The sequence below is a fragment of the Asanoa iriomotensis genome (assembly GCF_016862515.1).
Lineage (GTDB): Bacteria > Actinomycetota > Actinomycetes > Mycobacteriales > Micromonosporaceae > Asanoa > Asanoa iriomotensis.
The window spans coordinates 1-16,007 of sequence record NZ_BONC01000081.1 but is presented as its reverse complement, the minus strand read 5'-3'; the positions used below and the strand labels follow the sequence as shown (position 1 = coordinate 16,007).

Genomic DNA, 16,007 nt, shown 5'->3' with positions numbered 1-16,007 from the left:
GTTGTCAAGTCTTGCATCACAAAACCGGACGAGCGTGCGTCAGGTACGCCCTGCGTCCACCAGACGGGACAACCACGCCCGTGATTTGCACCATATGCCGTAATGTGCGCCTGTAGTCAGGACATCACGCGTCGCACACACAGTCCCCCATGCGCAGTTTCGATCCGGCACAGTTGTGGTGTGCACTTCGGGACCGGTGCCGCGCTGGCCGCCGCCGCAGGCACCTTGGCGGCCGCGGTCGTCACGGTCCTGCTGGTGTCCTCCGCACGCGCTCGGGTCGGCGCCGCGCGCCAGGCCCACCTCCTGCTCGCGATCGGCAGCGCGCTCGCCGCGCTGACCACCGCGATCGCCCTGGTCGGTGTGCTCACGTTCGCCGAGGGCTGGAGCCACCACCAGCCCGCCCGCACCAACTTCGCGATCGGCATCGGCATCGGCAGCGCGATCAGCACCGCCATCCTCTGCGCCGGCCTCCTCCGGCTGCCCTGGGCCGCCGGCACCCGGCGGATCGCCGGCCGCCACCTGCTCGACGCGCTGGTCATCGCGTTCTCACTGTGGTTCGTGGGGTGGGTGCTGACCTCGCCGCCGTGGGAGATCTTCGGCCGGTCGACGACGAGCCCGTGCGTCGGCATCTACGTCGCCGCCGGCGCGGCGGCGCTCGCGGTCGGCATCGTCGCGATCGTCACGATGCGCGGCGCGGGCTCGCGGCTCCGACTGCTCTTCATGGGCTGCGGCGCGGTCTCGGTCGCCACCTGCGGCGTCGGGCTCACCGCGGGGCTCTGCCAGGCCGGCCCGGGCCTGGCCACCCTCAGCGGCGTGGTGATGCCGATCGCGCTCATGGTGGTCGCGTTCGCCGGCCGCGGCGTCGACACCGAGGCGATCGCCGAGCTCGACGTGATCCGCCGCGGCACCACCTACGCGTTCGTCCCGATGCTCGGGATGGCGATCTCGGGCATGGTCCACGTGATCGGCGGCGGCGAGTTCACCGCGATGGGCATCGCGCTCGGCAGCCTGGAGGGCTTCGCCCTGGTCGTGCGCCAGTTCGTGGCGCTGCGCGACGTCCGCAACTACGCGATCCGCCTGCAGGACCGCGAGGCGCACTTCAAGGAGCTGGCGCACACCGACCCGCTCACCGGCCTCGCCAACCGCCGCGGCCTGCTCCGCGCGCTGGCCGACGAGGTCGAGCCCGGCAAGCCGTGCGTGCTGCTCGGCCTCGACCTCGACGGCTTCAAGAACGTCAACGACATGCGCGGCCACGACGTCGGCGACGACGTGCTGGTCGAGGTCGGCCAGCGGCTCCGGATGAACCTGCGCCCCGGCGACGTGGCCGCCCGGCTCGGCGGCGACGAGTTCGCGGTGCTGATGTGGGCCAAGCCGCACGAGGCGCAGGGTGCCGCCGAGCGGCTGCTGGGCGTGCTCAACAAGCCCTACGAGCAGAAGTCCGGCCGGGTCTTCCTCAGCGTCAGCATCGGCGTCGCGGGCGCCGACACCGCCGACGACGACACCACGCTGCTCCAGCACGCCGACCTCGCACTGCGCTACGCCAAGCAGCGCGGCAAGAACCGGGTCGAGCGCTACCACGCCTCCTACGACCAGCTGCTGCGCCGCCGCACCACGCTCGAGCACGAGATGCGCGGCGCGATCGACCGGGGCGAGCTGCACCTCGCGTTCCAGCCCGTGGTGATCATGCCGTCGGTCCGCCCGGTCGGCGCCGAGGCGCTGCTCCGCTGGCACCACCCCGACCTGGGCGCCGTCCGCCCCGACGAGTTCATCCCGATCGCCGAAGAATGCGGCATGATCGCCAAGCTCGGCGCGTGGGTCCTCCACCAGGCCTGCCACCAACTCTCCCGCTGGCTGGCCGACGGCCACGACGTCTGGGTCAGCGTCAACGTCTCGCCGCGGGAGTTGCACGCGCCCATCTACGTCGACCAGGTGGCCGAAGCGCTCCGCGCGCACCGCGTGCCGCCGCAACGGCTGGTGCTGGAGGTGACCGAGCAGGCGGTCGCCATCGACCTCGACGAGCTGATCAAACGGCTACGGGCGTTGCGCGCGCTCGGCGTGCGCATCGCGCTCGACGACTTCGGCACCGGCTACTCGTCGCTCGGCCAGCTCCGCCGGCTGCCGATCGACATCCTCAAGATCGACCACAGCCTCGTCCGCGAGTCCGAGCCGGACGTCGACCACGGCTTCGCGCCGCTGGTCACGCTCGCCGGCGGCGTCGACGGGCTGAAAGCGCGCCCCCAGGGCGGCCCGCTGGTCGACATCGTGGTCCGCCTCGGCCACCGGCTCGGCCTCGAGGTGATCGCCGAGGGCGTCACCAACCCGCGCGAGCAGGCCGCCGTCATCGACGCCGGCTGTCGCTTCGGCCAGGGCCAGCTCTTCGGCTGGGGCGTGCCGGCCGAGCACCTGGAGGCGATGCTCGACGCGGCCACCCGCCCGGACAAGAACAAGATCAAGACCAAGGCACCGGCCACCGGCGTACGCACCGACAAGATCGCTGATCGCCCTGCGTGTGGGGAGCTCGCGCCGCCCGCGCAGCGTGCACCCGCGACACCCCCTGCCCATGATGTGGGATCAGTTGACTCATCCCGCGAGATACGTCAGAGTTAGCCCCATGTCGCCACGCTGGTCGTCTCGAGTACTTACCTGAGCGCACTCTCGTTCCCAGAGAGTGCGCTGGCCCCGTGCATCTGCACGAGGGCCATTTTTGTGCCCGGACGCACGTGACTCTCCCGGGGGTCACCACAGATCGCCAACACCACACGAGCGCAGCACCGAGCGAAGGCACCCGCCATGACCAGACCCACTCCCGAGACCATCGCCCACCGGATCCACGCCACCCCCGCGACGGTCGCCGCCCAGGCCGGTCACCACCAGCCGGAGCGGGCCGCCGAGCGCCACCCCGTGCCGACCCCGCCGGGCCCGGCCAAGGTCACCGGCGCGCAGTCGCTCGTCAAGGCGCTCGAGTCCCTCGGCGTCGAGGTCGCGTTCGGCATCCCCGGTGGAGCGATCCTCCCCGCGTACGACCCGATCTACGACTCGTCCGTCCGCCACATCCTCGTCCGCCACGAGCAGGGCGCGGGGCACGCGGCCACCGGCTACGCCCAGGCGACGGGCAAGGTCGGCGTCTGCATCGCGACCTCCGGCCCCGGCGCCACCAACCTGGTCACGCCGATCGCCGACGCGTACATGGACTCGGTCGCGGTTGTCGCGATCACCGGCCAGGTGGCCCGCCCGGCCATCGGGACCGACGCGTTCCAGGAAGCCGACATCCAGGGCATCACGCTGCCGATCACCAAGCACAACTTCCTCGTGCAGAACGCCGAGGAGATCCCGCGGGTGCTGGCCGAGGCGTTCCACCTGGCGAGCACCGGGCGCCCGGGGCCGGTCCTGGTCGACGTGCCCAAGGACGTGCTCCAGGCGCAGACGACGTTCAGCTGGCCGCCCACCCTCGACCTGCCCGGCTACCGGCCGACGCTGCATCCGCACGGCAAGCAGATCCGCGAGGCCGCCCGGCTGATGACCGGTGCCAAGCGCCCGGTGCTCTACGTCGGCGGCGGCGTCCTCAAGGCCGGCGCCACCGAGGCGCTGCGCAAGCTCGCCGAGCTGACCGGCATCCCGGTCGTCACCACGCTGATGGCCCGCGGCGCCTTCCCCGACTCGCACCAACAGCACCTGGGCATGCCCGGCATGCACGGCTCGGTCGCGGCGGTCTACGCCCTGCAGAAGGCCGACCTGCTGGTCGCGCTCGGCGCCCGGTTCGACGACCGGGTGACCGGCAAGCTCGACTCGTTCGCGCCCGACGCCGCGATCGTCCACGCCGACATCGACCCCGCCGAGATCGGCAAGAACCGGGCGGCGGACGTCCCGATCGTCGGCGACGCCAAGTACGTGATCGAGGAACTGCTCGGCGCGATCGCCGCGGAGCAGGCGGCCGGCCGCGCCGGCGACCGCACCGCCTGGTGGGCACAGCTCGACGACCTGCGCCAGCGCTATCCGCTCGGCTACGACGAGCCGTCCGACGGCACGCTCGCGCCGCAGTACGTGATCGAGCGGATCGGCAAGCTCGCCGGCCCCGACGCGATCTACTGCGCCGGCGTCGGCCAGCACCAGATGTGGGCGTCGCAGTTCATCAGCTACGAGAAGCCGCACACGTGGCTCAACTCCGGCGGCGCCGGCACGATGGGCTACGCGGTCCCGGCGGCCATGGGCGCCAAGGTCGGCCAGCCCGACACGACGGTCTGGGCGATCGACGGCGACGGCTGCTTCCAGATGACCAACCAGGAGCTGGCCACCTGCGCGCTGGAGCGCATCCCGATCAAGGTCGCCGTGATCAACAACGGCAACCTCGGCATGGTGCGCCAGTGGCAGACGCTGTTCTACGGCGAGCGTTACTCCAACACCGACCTGGGCACGCACAAGCACCGGATCCCGGACTTCGTGAAGCTGGCGGAGGCGCTGGGTTGCGTCGGGCTGCGCTGCGAGACCAAGGAAGACGTCGACAAGACGATCGAGGCCGCGATGGCGATCAACGACGCGCCCGTGGTCATCGACTTCGTGGTCGGGAAAGACGCGATGGTGTGGCCGATGGTGGCCGCCGGCACCAGCAACGACGAGATCATGTTCGCCCGCGGCGTCCGCCCGGCCTTCGACGAGGATGAGTTGTGATGTCCAAGCACACACTGTCGGTGCTCGTGGAAAACAAGCCCGGTGTCCTGGCCCGGGTGTCGGGGCTGTTCTCCCGCCGCGGCTTCAACATCGACTCGCTGGCGGTCGGTGAGACCGAGCACGCCGAGATCTCCCGCATCACGATCGTGGTCAACGCCGACGAGTCGCCGCTCGAGCAGGTCACCAAGCAGCTCAACAAGCTGGTCAACGTGCTCAAGATCGTCGAGCTGGACCCGGTGCAGTCGGTGCAGCGCGAGCTCGTCCTGGTCAAGGTGCGCGCCGACCGCGCGATCCGGTCCCAGGTGCTCGAGACGGTGAACCTGTTCCGCGCGCGCGTCATCGACGTGGCTCCGGACACGTTGACTATCGAGGCGACCGGCACAGCGGACAAGCTGGACGCGCTCCTGCGCGACCTCGAGCCGTACGGGATCAAGGAAATGGTCCAGTCCGGGATGGTCGCGATCGGTCGCGGCTCCCGTTCCATCACGACCGGCCCGGCGCTCCGCGCCGCCTGACAAAGCCTGACAAGCAACACGCGAGAGGGAATCATGACCGCAGAGGTTTTCTACGACGACAACGCCGACCTGTCGATCATCCAGGGCAAGAAGGTCGCGGTCCTCGGGTACGGCAGCCAGGGGCACGCGCACGCACTGTCGCTGCGCGACTCCGGTGTCGACGTCGTGATCGGCCTGCCGGAGGGCTCGAAGAGCCGCGAGAAGGCGCAGGAGCAGGGGCTGCGGGTGGAGACGCCGGCGGCCGCGTCCGCCGAGGCCGACGTCATCATGGTGCTCGCGCCCGACACCGCGCAGCGCAAGCTCTACGCCGAGGCGATCGAGCCGAACCTGACCGCGGGCAAGGCGCTGTTCTTCGGCCACGGCTTCAACATCCGGTACGGCTTCATCACGCCACCGGCCAACGTGGACGTCGCGATGGTCGCGCCCAAGGGCCCGGGCCACCTGGTGCGCCGCCAGTACGTGGACGGCAAGGGCGTTCCGGTGCTCGTCGCCGTCGACCAGGACGCGACCGGCAACGCGCTCGCGCTCGCCCTCTCGTACGCGAAGGGGATCGGCGGCCTGCGCGCCGGCGGCATCAAGACCACCTTCAAGGAGGAGACCGAGACCGACCTGTTCGGCGAGCAGGCCGTCCTCTGTGGAGGCGCATCCGCGTTGGTGCAGACCGGTTTCGAGGTTCTCACCGAGGCCGGCTACGCACCGGAGATCGCCTACTTCGAGTGCCTGCACGAGCTGAAGCTCATCGTCGACCTGATGTACGAGGGCGGCATCGCCCGCATGCGGTACAGCGTCTCGGACACCGCCGAGTACGGCGACTACTCGCGTGGCCCGCGCGTCGTCGACGCCCGCGTCAAGGAGGAGATGAAGCGCATCCTCGCCGAGGTGCAGTCCGGCGAGTTCGCGCGCGAATGGATCGCCGAGGACGACAACGGGCGGCCCAACTTCACCAAGTGGCGTCAGGAAGGCGCGGCTCACCCGATCGAGGAGACCGGCCGCAAGCTGCGCGGAATGATGAGCTGGGTGGACCGCCCGATCACGGAGACCGCGTGACTCTGGCCACGTGGGCCGCGCTGGCTAGCGCCCCTGCGGGGCGAAAGCTCCCGTTGTGAGCCCAAACACGCCTTAAGGAGAACCTGGGGCGCCGGCCCGGCGCCTACCATTTCAGTGGTAGGCAGCCGCTGCCGGCGCCCCTTCCCTAATTTACGAGGACCTATGACTCCCGTCGTTCTTATCGCCGAAGAACTGGCCCCTGCCGCGATTGACGTGCTCGCGCACGACTTCGACGTCCGTCACGTCGACGGCTCCGACCGCGAGGCGCTGCTGCCCGCCCTCGCCGAAGCCGATGCGGTGATCGTCCGCAGCGCCACCCAGATCGACGCCGCCGCCATCGCGGCCGCGCCGCGGCTCAAGGTGGTCGCCCGCGCCGGCGTCGGCCTCGACAACGTCGAGGTGCCCGCCGCCACCGCGCGCGGCGTCATGGTGGTCAACGCGCCGACCTCCAACATCGTGTCCGCGGCCGAGCAGGCGGTCGCCCTGCTGCTCGCGGTCGCGCGCAACACGGCGAGCGCGAGCACCGCGCTCAAGGCGGGGGAGTGGAAGCGGTCCAAGTACACCGGCGTGGAGATCCAGGGCAAGACCGTCGGCGTGGTCGGCCTCGGGCGCATCGGCGTGCTGTTCGCACAGCGGATCGCCGCGTTCGGCACGCGGCTGATCGCCTACGACCCCTACGTGCAGCCGGCCCGGGCCGCACAGCTCGGCGTGCGCCTCGTGGGTCTGGAGGAGTTGCTACGGGAGAGCGACTTCATCTCCATCCACCTGCCGAAGACGCCCGAGACCGTCGGCCTGATCAGTGAGAAGGAGCTGGCGCTCGTCAAGCCCGGCGTGCGGATCATCAACGCCGCGCGCGGCGGGCTGATCGACGAGCAGGCGCTCGCCGACGCGATCGCCGAGGGCCGGGTCGGCGGCGCCGGCATCGACGTCTACGCGAAGGAGCCGTGCACCTCGTCGCCGCTCTTCGCGTTCGACAACGTGGTCGCCACCCCGCACCTCGGCGCGTCCACCGCCGAGGCGCAGGACAAGGCCGGCCTCGCCGTCGCGCGCTCCGTCAAGCTGGCGCTGCAGGGCGAGTTCGTGCCGGACGCCGTCAACGTGCAGGCCGGCGGCGTGGTCGCCGAGGACGTGCGCCCGCTGCTGCCGCTCGCCGAGAAGCTCGGCCGGGCCTTCACCGCGGTCGCCGGCGGCGTCGCCGCCAGCGTGACCGTCGAGGTCAGCGGCGAGATCATCAGCAACGAGGTGTCGGTGCTCAAGCTGGCCGCCACCAAGGGCCTGTTCGCCTCCGTGGTCGAGGAGCAGGTCACCTACGTCAACGCGCCGCACATCGCGGCCGACCGTGGCGTCGAGGTCGACCTCGTCACCATGGCCGACACCGCCGAGCACCCGACGAACGTCACGGTCCGCGGCGCCCTGCCCGACGGCCGCACGGTCAGCGTCTCCGGCACCGTCACCATCTCCGGCAGCCGCGAGGTCGCCAAGCTGACCGAAGTGGACGGTTTCGCGCTCGAGCTCGCCGCCGACGGCATCCTGCTGTTCTTCCGGTACGCGGACCGGCCCGGCGTGGTCGGCGCGATCGGCTCGATCCTCGGCGAGGCCGGCGTCAACATCGCCGCCATGCAGGTGGCCCGGCGCGAGGCCGGCGGCGAGGCGCTGATGACGCTGACCGTCGACAACGCGGTCGACGCCGAGCTGCTCGCCGCGGCACAGACCGCGATCGGCGCCGGTTCGGCGAGCGCGGTCGACCTGCGCACCGAATAAGGGCATGAAAACGGGACGGGCGGCCGCGTGCCGCCCGTCCCGTTTTTTCATGTTGTCAGGAGGTCATCGCTCCCGGCGGGTAGACGGTGCCGCCCTGCGGGTCGAACAACATCAGCCCGTGCTTGCCGGCGAGCTCCTCCACGGCCAGCAGCACCTCGTCCGGGCAGTCCTCGTCGAGCTTCATCTCGACGTGATCCGTAGCCACGTGCAGAGGCGTAGCCGCCCAAGGCGAACCGTCCGTGCGCCGGTCCGGGTACGCGGCCGTAATCGCGGCATAGAAGTCCGCGATTCGCGGATGCGGCCTACCGGCGACATGCTCGCCCTGCCGACACAGCTCAAACGCCGCGCCAACATCATCTGCCGAGGCGCCCGGCTCCATAGCCCAGACCACCAAATCGAAACTCACTGCGACACTGTGCCATATGGTTCGGTCGCTTCGGGGCGCCGAGGAGGTCGTGTTCCGCGACGCCGGGCCGCCCTTGCTTCGCTCGGCGGCCCGGCGTCGCGGAACACGACCGCGCCCCTACGCTCCCTCACGTGTCCAGGCGCCGTCCCGCATGCGGTCGTCGCGACGGTTTGCGCTTTACCGTCTCGCCATTCGTGTCGCCAGAGCTTCTCGTCTCGCGGTGCGCTTTCGCTGCGGATTGAGGGCGGTTCTACATGGGTCGCATCGCCGTTGACCAACAGTTGACGGTTCCCACGCGCCGAGCGTCGGCTGAAGGCGCTGAAATGCGATCAGCTCCCCAATCGCCTCGGCAATGGCGGTTGGGGAGCTGATCAACGTTCGCGTGCGCTGGCTTGCGCACCACGGTGGGTGGCTACGAGCGAAGACGCCGAAGTGGTCACCCGAAGACCGTTCCGCGCCGGAAACCTCACTGCGTAACTGCTCGAACACGCTATCGATTCGACGCAAGCGTGCGCAAGGGTCACTCACGCACCGCGTGTCGCGGTTGGACTCGGTAGCAGGCTCGCGGTGTAGCCGTCGGGTGTCGGGAACCAGGCCAGGCCCGCGTCGCCGGCCGCATACAACGCCGTCGCGTACGCGTCGGCCACGGCCAGGTCAGGGCCCATCACCGTGGCCGCGCGGAGCTCGTCGACCGGACTGGCGCGGTGTGGGTCGATCACGTGACCCGCCCGGCCCGTCACGCCGCTCGTGCCGATCGCGCCCGACGTCAGCTCGAGCAGGACCGGCTTGCGGCGACCCTCGTACGGGTGGTGCACCGCGACCCGCCACGGGCCGCCGTGCGGTGCGTTGCCGCGTACCGTCAGGTCACCGCCACTCGCGACCGCGTAGTCGTTGATGCCGGCGGCCCGGACCCGGGCGGCGGCTCGTTCCATGGCCCAGCCCTTGACGAGCGCGCTCGGGTCGAAGCCGCCGGGTGCCGACCAGGCGTCGAACCAACCGTCCGTCGCCGCGCGCATGGCGTCGCAGCGGGCGATCAGGTCGGCGAGGGGTGCGTAGGCGTCGGGCGCGATCTCGCCCCGGCGCAGGCGCGCGACCAGGCTCGACTCGCGCAGTGGGCTGTAGGCCACGTCGATCGCGCGTAGCTCGCCGACCGCGTCGGCGATCGTGGCGGCCAGCGCGCGGCGACTCATCGAGGGCGGGCTCACCATGGTCAACGTGAAGCCCGCGGTCGAGGTCTGCACCGAGTGGTGCGCGACGAGGCCGCCGTTGGCGGCGGCGGAGTGAGCGGAGGTGCTGGCTGGCCCGCCACCGAGGCGCAGGTCTGGGCGCATCTGGCCCCCTTCCAGCTGAGACTGGCCTAAACCTAAGATTTGCGGGTGACGGTGGCATGAGCACCGGCTGAGAGTTTCCTGGGTAACTCTGCCCGATTCCGCATCGTGGGAGCCGCATACCGGTTGGCGGGACGATAGCTTAACGTTTGTTAGTGCATTCCCCGACGAAGGAGCAGTCAGTGGCGCGGATCGCGGTGGTCGCCGGCGACGGCATCGGTCCCGAGGTGATCGGCCAGGCGCGCAAGGTGCTCGACGCGGTGCTCCCCGGGGTCGAGGCGACCGAATACGACCTCGGCGCCGCGCGTTACCACCGCACCGGCGAGGTGCTGCCCGACTCGGTGATCGAGGAGCTGCGCGGGCACGACGCGATCCTGCTCGGCGCCGTCGGCGACCCGACCGTGCCGCCGGGCGTGCTCGAGCGCGGCCTGCTGCTCAAGCTCCGCTTCGTCTTCGACCAATACGTCAACCTGCGCCCCTCGCGGCTGTTCCCGGGCGTCGTCAGCCCGCTGGCCGGGGTCAAGCCCGGCGAGATCGACATGATCGTGGTGCGCGAGGGCACCGAGGGTCTCTACGCCGGCGCCGGCGGCGGCCTACACCGGGGCACGCCTGCCGAGATCGCGACCGAGGAGAGCCTCAACACCCGCCACGGCGTCGAGCGGGTCATCCGCGACGCGTTCGCGCGCGCCGAGCGTCGCCCGCGGCGCAAGGTGACGCTGGTGCACAAGACCAACGTGCTCACCCACGCGGGCTCGTTGTGGTCGCGCACCTTCGACGCGGTGGCCGCCGGGCACCCCGACGTGACCACCGAATACCAGCACGTCGACGCGGCCGCGATGTTCCTCGTGACCCAGCCGCAGCGCTACGACGTCGTCGTCACCGACAACCTCTTCGGTGACATCCTCACCGACATCGCCGCCGCCGTGACCGGTGGCATCGGCATGGCCGCGAGCGGCTGCATCAACCCCGAGCGCGCGCACCCCTCGATGTTCGAGCCGGTGCACGGCTCCGCGCCCGACATCGCCGGCAAGGGCCTGGCCGACCCGGCCGCCGCCGTGCTCTCCGTGTCGCTGCTGCTCGACCACCTCGGGCACGCCGACGCCGCACACCGAGTAGCCGAGGCGGTCGCCGCCGAGCTGGCCGGGCGCACGTCCGGCGCTCCGCTGCGCACCGCCGGGGTCGGAGATCGGCTCGCCGCGGCCGCGATCGGCTGAACCCGTCCGCCGCCCGGCGCCCTCTCGCCCTTGAACGACCGTTCGGGGTAAGTTTCTTTCGCAGCCTTATTCAGCGTTGCCGGCGTGGCGCGCCGGCTTATCTGGAGGTCCAACGCGATGAGCGGTGGTGACAAGCTCGACTTCGAGATTCGCCCGAATCCCCAGCCGGTACCCGCCGCCGAGCGCGCCGCGCTCATGGTCGACCCCGGGTTCGGTCGGGTTTTCACCGACCACATGGTCACGGCCCGTTACGCCGACGGAAAGGGCTGGTACGAGGCCCGCGTCGAGGCCCGCGCCCCGATCCAGATGGACCCGGCCAGCGCGGTCCTGCACTACGCGCAGGAGATCTTCGAGGGCCTCAAGGCCTACCGCAACGCCGACGGCACGGTGACCATGTTCCGGCCCGACGCCAACGCCGCCCGGTTCACCACCTCGGCCACCCGGCTCGCCATGCCGCACCTGCCCGAGGGCGCGTTCGTCGAGTCGCTGCGCCAGCTGATCACCATCGATCGCGAATGGATCCCGCAGGACGACGAGTCCAGCCTCTACCTGCGCCCGTTCATGTTCGCCAGCGAGGTCTTCCTGGGTGTCCGGCCCGCGATGGAATACCTCTATGTGGTGATCGCGTCGCCGGTCGGCTCCTACTTCAAGCACGGCATCAAGCCCGTCAAGGTCTGGGTGAGCCCCAACTACACGCGGGCCGCGCCGGGCGGCACGGGCGCCGCGAAGTGCGGCGGCAACTACGCCGCCTCGCTGTTGCCGCAACAGGAGGCCGCCGCCAACGGCTGCGACCAGGTGGTCTTCCTCGACGCGGTCGAGCAGCGCTGGATCGACGAGCTCGGCGGCATGAACATCTTCTTCGTGTACGACGACGGCACGCTGGTCACGCCGCCGCTCGGCACGATCCTGCCGGGCATCACCCGCGACGCCGTCATGCGCCTGGCCACCGACGCCGGCCGTGCGGTCATCGAGCGCCCGGTAGCGTTCGACGAGTGGCAGGCCGACGCCGAGCGTGGCCGCATCCGCGAGGCGTTCGCGTGTGGCACCGCCGCGGTCATCACGCCGATCGGCGAGGTCCGGTTCGAGGGCGGCTCGTTCAGGATGGGCGACGGCGGCTCGGGTGAGACGACGATGGGCATCCGCAAGCAGCTCGTCGACATCCAGCGCGGCCGCGCCGCCGACCCCTACGGCTGGGTCGAAAAGGTCTTCTAGCAAGCAGATTCTCCGCGTCGGCGCGTCGGGATGTTCCCGGCGCGCCGTCGTCGTCGTTGCCGGCTGTCCCGGGTCCGTCGTGGGCACGACCGTCGCTCCCGCCGGAACGCGGCCTCCGCCGAGGGTCGCGGTCAGAGCCGAGTGCATGACATCACACCGTCCGAAATGGTCGGTCGCGGAGCCGCTCGGCGATTAGCCCGAAACCAGCATGGTCGTTCGGGTGGGTGGTGGCGCCGAACGGATGACCGTTCGGGGTCACGGGCGGGCCGGAGATGGTCTAGCGTTCCCGGTCGGCAATCCATCGAAAGGAATACCCGTGTCCGACCAGGCCACCCCTTCCGCCGCCCCGCAAGCCGGCGGTTCCTTCGCTCCGCCCGCCGACGCTCCTGCCCCTGAGCCGGCCAAGCCGGCCAAGGGCAAGAACATCGGCAAGATCCTCCTGCGTGTGGCCGTCCCGATCGTCGTGGTCGTCGCCGGCGTCGCCTGGAAGTTCCTGTCCGGTGACCCGGCCACGGCCGCGACCGGCGACTGCCTCATCGAGGCCGCGTCCGCCGATGACATGAAGACCGTCGGCTGCGACGACCCGACCGCCAGTTGGAAGGTCGCCGGCAAGGTCGAGAACGTCAAGGAGGCGGACTTCGACGCCTCGCAGAACAGCTGCACCGCCTACCCGACGGCCGAGGCGTCGCTCTGGATGGGCAAGAAGGGCCGCGACGGCGACGTGCTCTGCCTGGAGCCGCTCAAGAAGTGACGGAAGCGCCGGCCGTCCATCATGGACGGCCGGCGTCACGGCTCCAGCAGGTGCGACCGCAGGGCCGACAGGTCCTCCGTCGTCAGGCCCGCGAACTTGGCGTAGCCCTCGACCGAGCCGTGCCGCTCGCGCAGCTCGGCCAGGAACAGCAGCATCGCCGCCGCGGGCGACACCATGAACGGCAGCGGCGGCACCTCGAGCGCCGGCAGCGACTCCCGCAGCCAGGCCGAGAAACGCTCCGACGCCGCCGTGCTCAGCGCGTAGTCGGCCGCCACGTCCTCGTCGCTCACGCCGAGCAGCGACAGGGTCAGCGCGCAGACCACGCCCGTGCGGTCCTTGCCCGCCACGCAGTGCACGACCAGCGGCGCCGCGACCGGGTCGGCGATCACCTTGAGGGCGGTGGCGATGCCCGCCGTGCCCAACTCGGCCAGCTCCCGGTAGCGGTCGGCGATGAACCGGGTCGGCTCGCCGCCGGCGTCCGCCACCTCCCACTCCGGGTGCTCCGGGTGGATGTGCCGGTAGGACAGGCCGGGGAAGTCGGCCACCCGGCCGTCGCGCTCCAGCTCGTGCGGGCGGCGGAGGTCGATCACGGTGCGCACACCCAGGGCGGGCAGCTCGGCCGGTAAGACGCGGTGCACCGAGTCGGAGCGGAACACGCGCCGCCACCGCACGGTGCGGCCCTCGTGGCCCGCGTAACCGCCGATGTCGCGGAAGTTGAAGACGCCGTCCAGGGCGACGGACCGGTTGGGCTCCATGCGTGCCACGGTAGCCGACCGCGCAAATCCATTATGGACACGCACCGGCGCCCGCCGGAGAGACCCGCGGGCGCCGGTGTGCCGTGAGACCGAGCTACATACGGGGGGTACCGCCGTAGTAGTCACCGAGCTTGGCCCGGTAGACCTCGTCGGCGTGGCTGTCCGCTTCGTACTCCGGAGCGTCCTTGATCTGGTCCTTGCTCCGGTCGACGAAGACCTTCCGGTCCTCGTGGTCGACGCGGTTGACAACGCCGGCGGGCAGCATCACCTTCTTGCCGAAGATCCACACGCCGGTGTCCACCACCAGATAGCTGGCGGCCACCTCGTTGCTGGCGCTGTCGATCTTGCCGATGCCGCCGTCGGTCGCCTCGACCTTGTAGCCGACCAGGTCGGAGCCGGTCACGCCGGCCTCGTCACGGAACGTCCACGGATCGTAGGCGTTCATCGCCATGGAACCTCACTCCTTGTATCGACTGTCGTAGCTGGTCGCAGAACTTCCTACCCGGCGCAGGGGGTGTGAAACCCACCAATGGGTGATCCCGACATGTGGTCAGGTAGTTGGCGTCACGGCCCGGCCATGGCAAAGTACGGAGCGTGACGCAGCTCGCCCTCATTATTGGCAGCTAGCGCGCCGGCACCCGACACCGCCGAGCGCGCAGACCTCCCGCATTCGCGGGGGGTCTTTTTGTTGCGGCGCCAGGCCCCACCGCCTTCGAAAGGACGACAGGAACATGCCCTCCTACCAGGTGTACGACACCACGCTGCGCGACGGGGCACAGCGCGAGGGGATCAGCTACTCGGTGGTCGACAAGCTCGCCGTCGCCCGCCTGCTCGACGAGTTCGGCGTGGGTTTCATCGAGGGCGGCTGGCCCGGCGCGATGCCCAAGGACACCGAGTTCTTCAAGCGCGCCCGCACGGAGCTCGACCTCAAGCACGCCCAGCTCGTCGCGTTCGGCGCGACCCGCAAGGCCGGCGTCGGGGTCGGCGAGGACGCGCAGGTGCGCGCCCTGCTCGACGCGGAGACGCCGGCCGTGTGCCTGGTCGCGAAGTCCGACCTCCGGCACGTGGAGCGGGCCCTGCGCACCACCGGAGACGAGAACCTGGCGATGGTCCGCGAGACCGTGGCCCACTTCGTCAAGAACGACCGCCGGGTGTTCCTCGACTGCGAGCACTTCTTCGACGGCTACCGCTTCGACCCCGCCTACACCGCGTCGGTGGTGGCCGCCGCGTTCGAGGGCGGCGCGGAACGCGTGGTCATGTGCGACACCAACGGCGGGATGCTGCCGTCCCGGATCACGGCGGCGATCGCCGACCTGACCGCGCGGCTCGGCGTCACCGCCGACCAGCTCGGCATCCACTGCCAGAACGACACCTCGTGCGCGGTCGCCAACACGGTCGCCGCGGTCGAGGCCGGCGTGGAGCACTTCCAGTGCACCGCCAACGGCTACGGCGAACGCCCCGGCAACGCCGACCTGTTCGCCGTGGTCGCGAACCTCCAACTCAAGCTGGGCCTGCCCGTCCTACCGGACGGCTGCCTGGAACAGGCGATGCGGGTGTCCCACTCGATCGCCGAGATCGCCAACATCGCACCCGACACCCATCAGGCGTACGTGGGAGCTGCGGCGTTCGCACACAAGGCGGGCCTGCACGCGAGCGCGATCAAAGTGGATCCCCTGCTCTACAACCACGTCGAGCCCTCGGTCGTCGGCAACGACATGCGGATCCTGGTCACCGAGATGGCCGGCCGGGCCAGCATCGAGCTCAAGAGCCGCGAGCTCGGCATCGATCTGGCCGGCCATCCGACCGAGCTGTCCCGGGTCACCCAGCGGGTCAAGGACCTCGAGGCGGGCGGCTGGTCGTTCGAGGCCGCCGACGCCAGCTTCGAGTTGCTGGTCCGTGGCGAGCTGGGCGAGGTGCCGCGGCCGTTCGCGCTGGAGTCCTACCGCGTGCTGGTCGAGCACCGCGAGGACGGGGCGGTGGTCTCCGAGGCGACCGCCAAGGTCCGGGTGCGCGGCGAGCGGGTCATCGCCACAGCCGAGGGCAACGGCCCGGTGAACGCCCTCGACGAGGCGCTCCGGCTGGCGCTGTCGAAGCACTACCCGGAGCTGACGAGGTTCGTGCTCGGCGACTACAAGGTGCGCATCCTCGAGGGCTCGCACGGCTCCGGCGCGGTCACCCGCGTGCTGGTCGAGACCAACGACGGCGCGGGCCGTGACTGGACGACGGTGGGCGTGCACGAGAACGTGGTCGAGGCGAGCTGGCGGGCCCTGGTCGACGCGCTCACCTACGGCCTCAACCGCCAGCCGGCCAAGAGCTAGGGTCCGTCTCGAAGTCCTGACCGGGCTGCGGCGGG

The 16,007-nt window shown here is 70.6% G+C and carries 13 protein-coding genes; 9 read left to right on the top strand and 4 right to left on the bottom strand.

From position 1 onward, the window contains the following. Positions 1-180 precede the first annotated feature (180 nt). The 5 genes from Air01nite_RS35320 to serA all read left to right on the top strand — a co-directional run bounded on the left by Air01nite_RS35320 (position 181) and on the right by serA (position 7,988). Positions 181-2,607 carry a putative bifunctional diguanylate cyclase/phosphodiesterase gene (locus Air01nite_RS35320; RefSeq protein ID WP_373310552.1) on the top strand — a complete coding sequence of 809 codons (2,427 nt, stop codon included), beginning with the start codon at positions 181-183 and terminating at the stop codon, positions 2,605-2,607. Positions 2,608-2,790: 183 nt separating this feature from the next. Further along, positions 2,791-4,665, top strand: a complete 1,875-nt coding sequence (locus Air01nite_RS35315) for an acetolactate synthase large subunit (protein WP_203707731.1) — start codon at positions 2,791-2,793, stop codon at positions 4,663-4,665. Next, positions 4,665-5,180, top strand: a complete 516-nt coding sequence (ilvN, locus tag Air01nite_RS35310; protein WP_203707730.1) for an acetolactate synthase small subunit — start codon at positions 4,665-4,667, stop codon at positions 5,178-5,180. Before Air01nite_RS35315 ends, ilvN begins: the two co-directional genes overlap by 1 nt. 33 nt (positions 5,181-5,213) lie before the next feature. Beyond that, positions 5,214-6,227, top strand: a complete 1,014-nt coding sequence (ilvC, locus tag Air01nite_RS35305) for a ketol-acid reductoisomerase (RefSeq protein WP_203707729.1) — start codon at positions 5,214-5,216, stop codon at positions 6,225-6,227. Between the two features lie 162 nt (positions 6,228-6,389). After that, complete coding sequence (gene serA / locus Air01nite_RS35300) at positions 6,390-7,988, top strand: phosphoglycerate dehydrogenase (RefSeq protein ID WP_203707728.1); 1,599 nt, start codon at positions 6,390-6,392, stop codon at positions 7,986-7,988. A 55-nt stretch (positions 7,989-8,043) separates the two neighbouring features. Here the strand turns inward: serA and Air01nite_RS42010 are convergent, their stop codons facing one another. Both Air01nite_RS42010 and Air01nite_RS35290 read right to left on the bottom strand, forming a co-directional pair. Beyond that, the gene (locus Air01nite_RS42010; protein ID WP_373310551.1) at positions 8,044-8,193 is read right to left on the bottom strand and encodes a hypothetical protein; all 150 of its coding nucleotides are present in this window, start codon (positions 8,191-8,193) and stop codon (positions 8,044-8,046) included. Positions 8,194-8,918: 725 nt separating this feature from the next. After that, positions 8,919-9,725, bottom strand: coding sequence for an FAD:protein FMN transferase (locus Air01nite_RS35290; protein ID WP_203707726.1), 807 nt, complete (start codon positions 9,723-9,725; stop codon positions 8,919-8,921). A 179-nt stretch (positions 9,726-9,904) separates the two neighbouring features. On the opposite strand from Air01nite_RS35290, the gene Air01nite_RS35285 reads away from it, so the two are divergent. From Air01nite_RS35285 to Air01nite_RS35275, 3 genes are all read left to right on the top strand, one after another. Continuing rightward, positions 9,905-10,936: a 3-isopropylmalate dehydrogenase gene (locus Air01nite_RS35285; RefSeq protein WP_203707743.1), complete on the top strand. Its 1,032-nt coding sequence runs from the start codon at positions 9,905-9,907 to the stop codon at positions 10,934-10,936. Between the two features lie 117 nt (positions 10,937-11,053). Beyond that, complete coding sequence (locus Air01nite_RS35280) at positions 11,054-12,148, top strand: branched-chain amino acid aminotransferase (protein ID WP_203707725.1); 1,095 nt, start codon at positions 11,054-11,056, stop codon at positions 12,146-12,148. Between the two features lie 316 nt (positions 12,149-12,464). Beyond that, positions 12,465-12,899: an LppU/SCO3897 family protein gene (locus tag Air01nite_RS35275; protein ID WP_203707724.1), complete on the top strand. Its 435-nt coding sequence runs from the start codon at positions 12,465-12,467 to the stop codon at positions 12,897-12,899. A gap of 35 nt (positions 12,900-12,934) precedes the next feature. Here Air01nite_RS35275 and Air01nite_RS35270 read toward each other — a convergent pair whose 3' ends face one another. Then, positions 12,935-13,654: a tyrosine-protein phosphatase gene (locus Air01nite_RS35270; RefSeq protein WP_203707723.1), complete on the bottom strand. Its 720-nt coding sequence runs from the start codon at positions 13,652-13,654 to the stop codon at positions 12,935-12,937. 94 nt (positions 13,655-13,748) lie between these two features. After that, the gene (locus Air01nite_RS35265; protein ID WP_203707722.1) at positions 13,749-14,105 is read right to left on the bottom strand and encodes a PRC-barrel domain-containing protein; all 357 of its coding nucleotides are present in this window, start codon (positions 14,103-14,105) and stop codon (positions 13,749-13,751) included. 280 nt (positions 14,106-14,385) lie between these two features. On the opposite strand from Air01nite_RS35265, the gene cimA reads away from it, so the two are divergent. Further along, the gene (gene cimA, locus Air01nite_RS35260; protein ID WP_203707721.1) at positions 14,386-15,972 is read left to right on the top strand and encodes a citramalate synthase; all 1,587 of its coding nucleotides are present in this window, start codon (positions 14,386-14,388) and stop codon (positions 15,970-15,972) included. The last annotated feature ends 35 nt before the right edge of the window (positions 15,973-16,007 follow it).

What these genes read in the sequence shown, in the direction of transcription:
- Air01nite_RS35315 (WP_203707731.1), top strand. Translation starts at nt 2,791, where the DNA reads ATGACCAGACCCACTCCCGAGACCATCGCCCACCGGATCCACGCCACC.
- ilvN (WP_203707730.1), top strand. Translation starts at nt 4,665, where the DNA reads ATGTCCAAGCACACACTGTCGGTGCTCGTGGAAAACAAGCCCGGTGTC.
- ilvC (WP_203707729.1), top strand. Translation starts at nt 5,214, where the DNA reads ATGACCGCAGAGGTTTTCTACGACGACAACGCCGACCTGTCGATCATC.
- serA (WP_203707728.1), top strand. Translation starts at nt 6,390, where the DNA reads ATGACTCCCGTCGTTCTTATCGCCGAAGAACTGGCCCCTGCCGCGATT.
- Air01nite_RS35290 (WP_203707726.1), bottom strand. Translation starts at nt 9,725, where the DNA reads ATGCGCCCAGACCTGCGCCTCGGTGGCGGGCCAGCCAGCACCTCCGCT.
- Air01nite_RS35280 (WP_203707725.1), top strand. Translation starts at nt 11,054, where the DNA reads ATGAGCGGTGGTGACAAGCTCGACTTCGAGATTCGCCCGAATCCCCAG.
- Air01nite_RS35270 (WP_203707723.1), bottom strand. Translation starts at nt 13,654, where the DNA reads ATGGAGCCCAACCGGTCCGTCGCCCTGGACGGCGTCTTCAACTTCCGC.
- Air01nite_RS35265 (WP_203707722.1), bottom strand. Translation starts at nt 14,105, where the DNA reads ATGGCGATGAACGCCTACGATCCGTGGACGTTCCGTGACGAGGCCGGC.
- cimA (WP_203707721.1), top strand. Translation starts at nt 14,386, where the DNA reads ATGCCCTCCTACCAGGTGTACGACACCACGCTGCGCGACGGGGCACAG.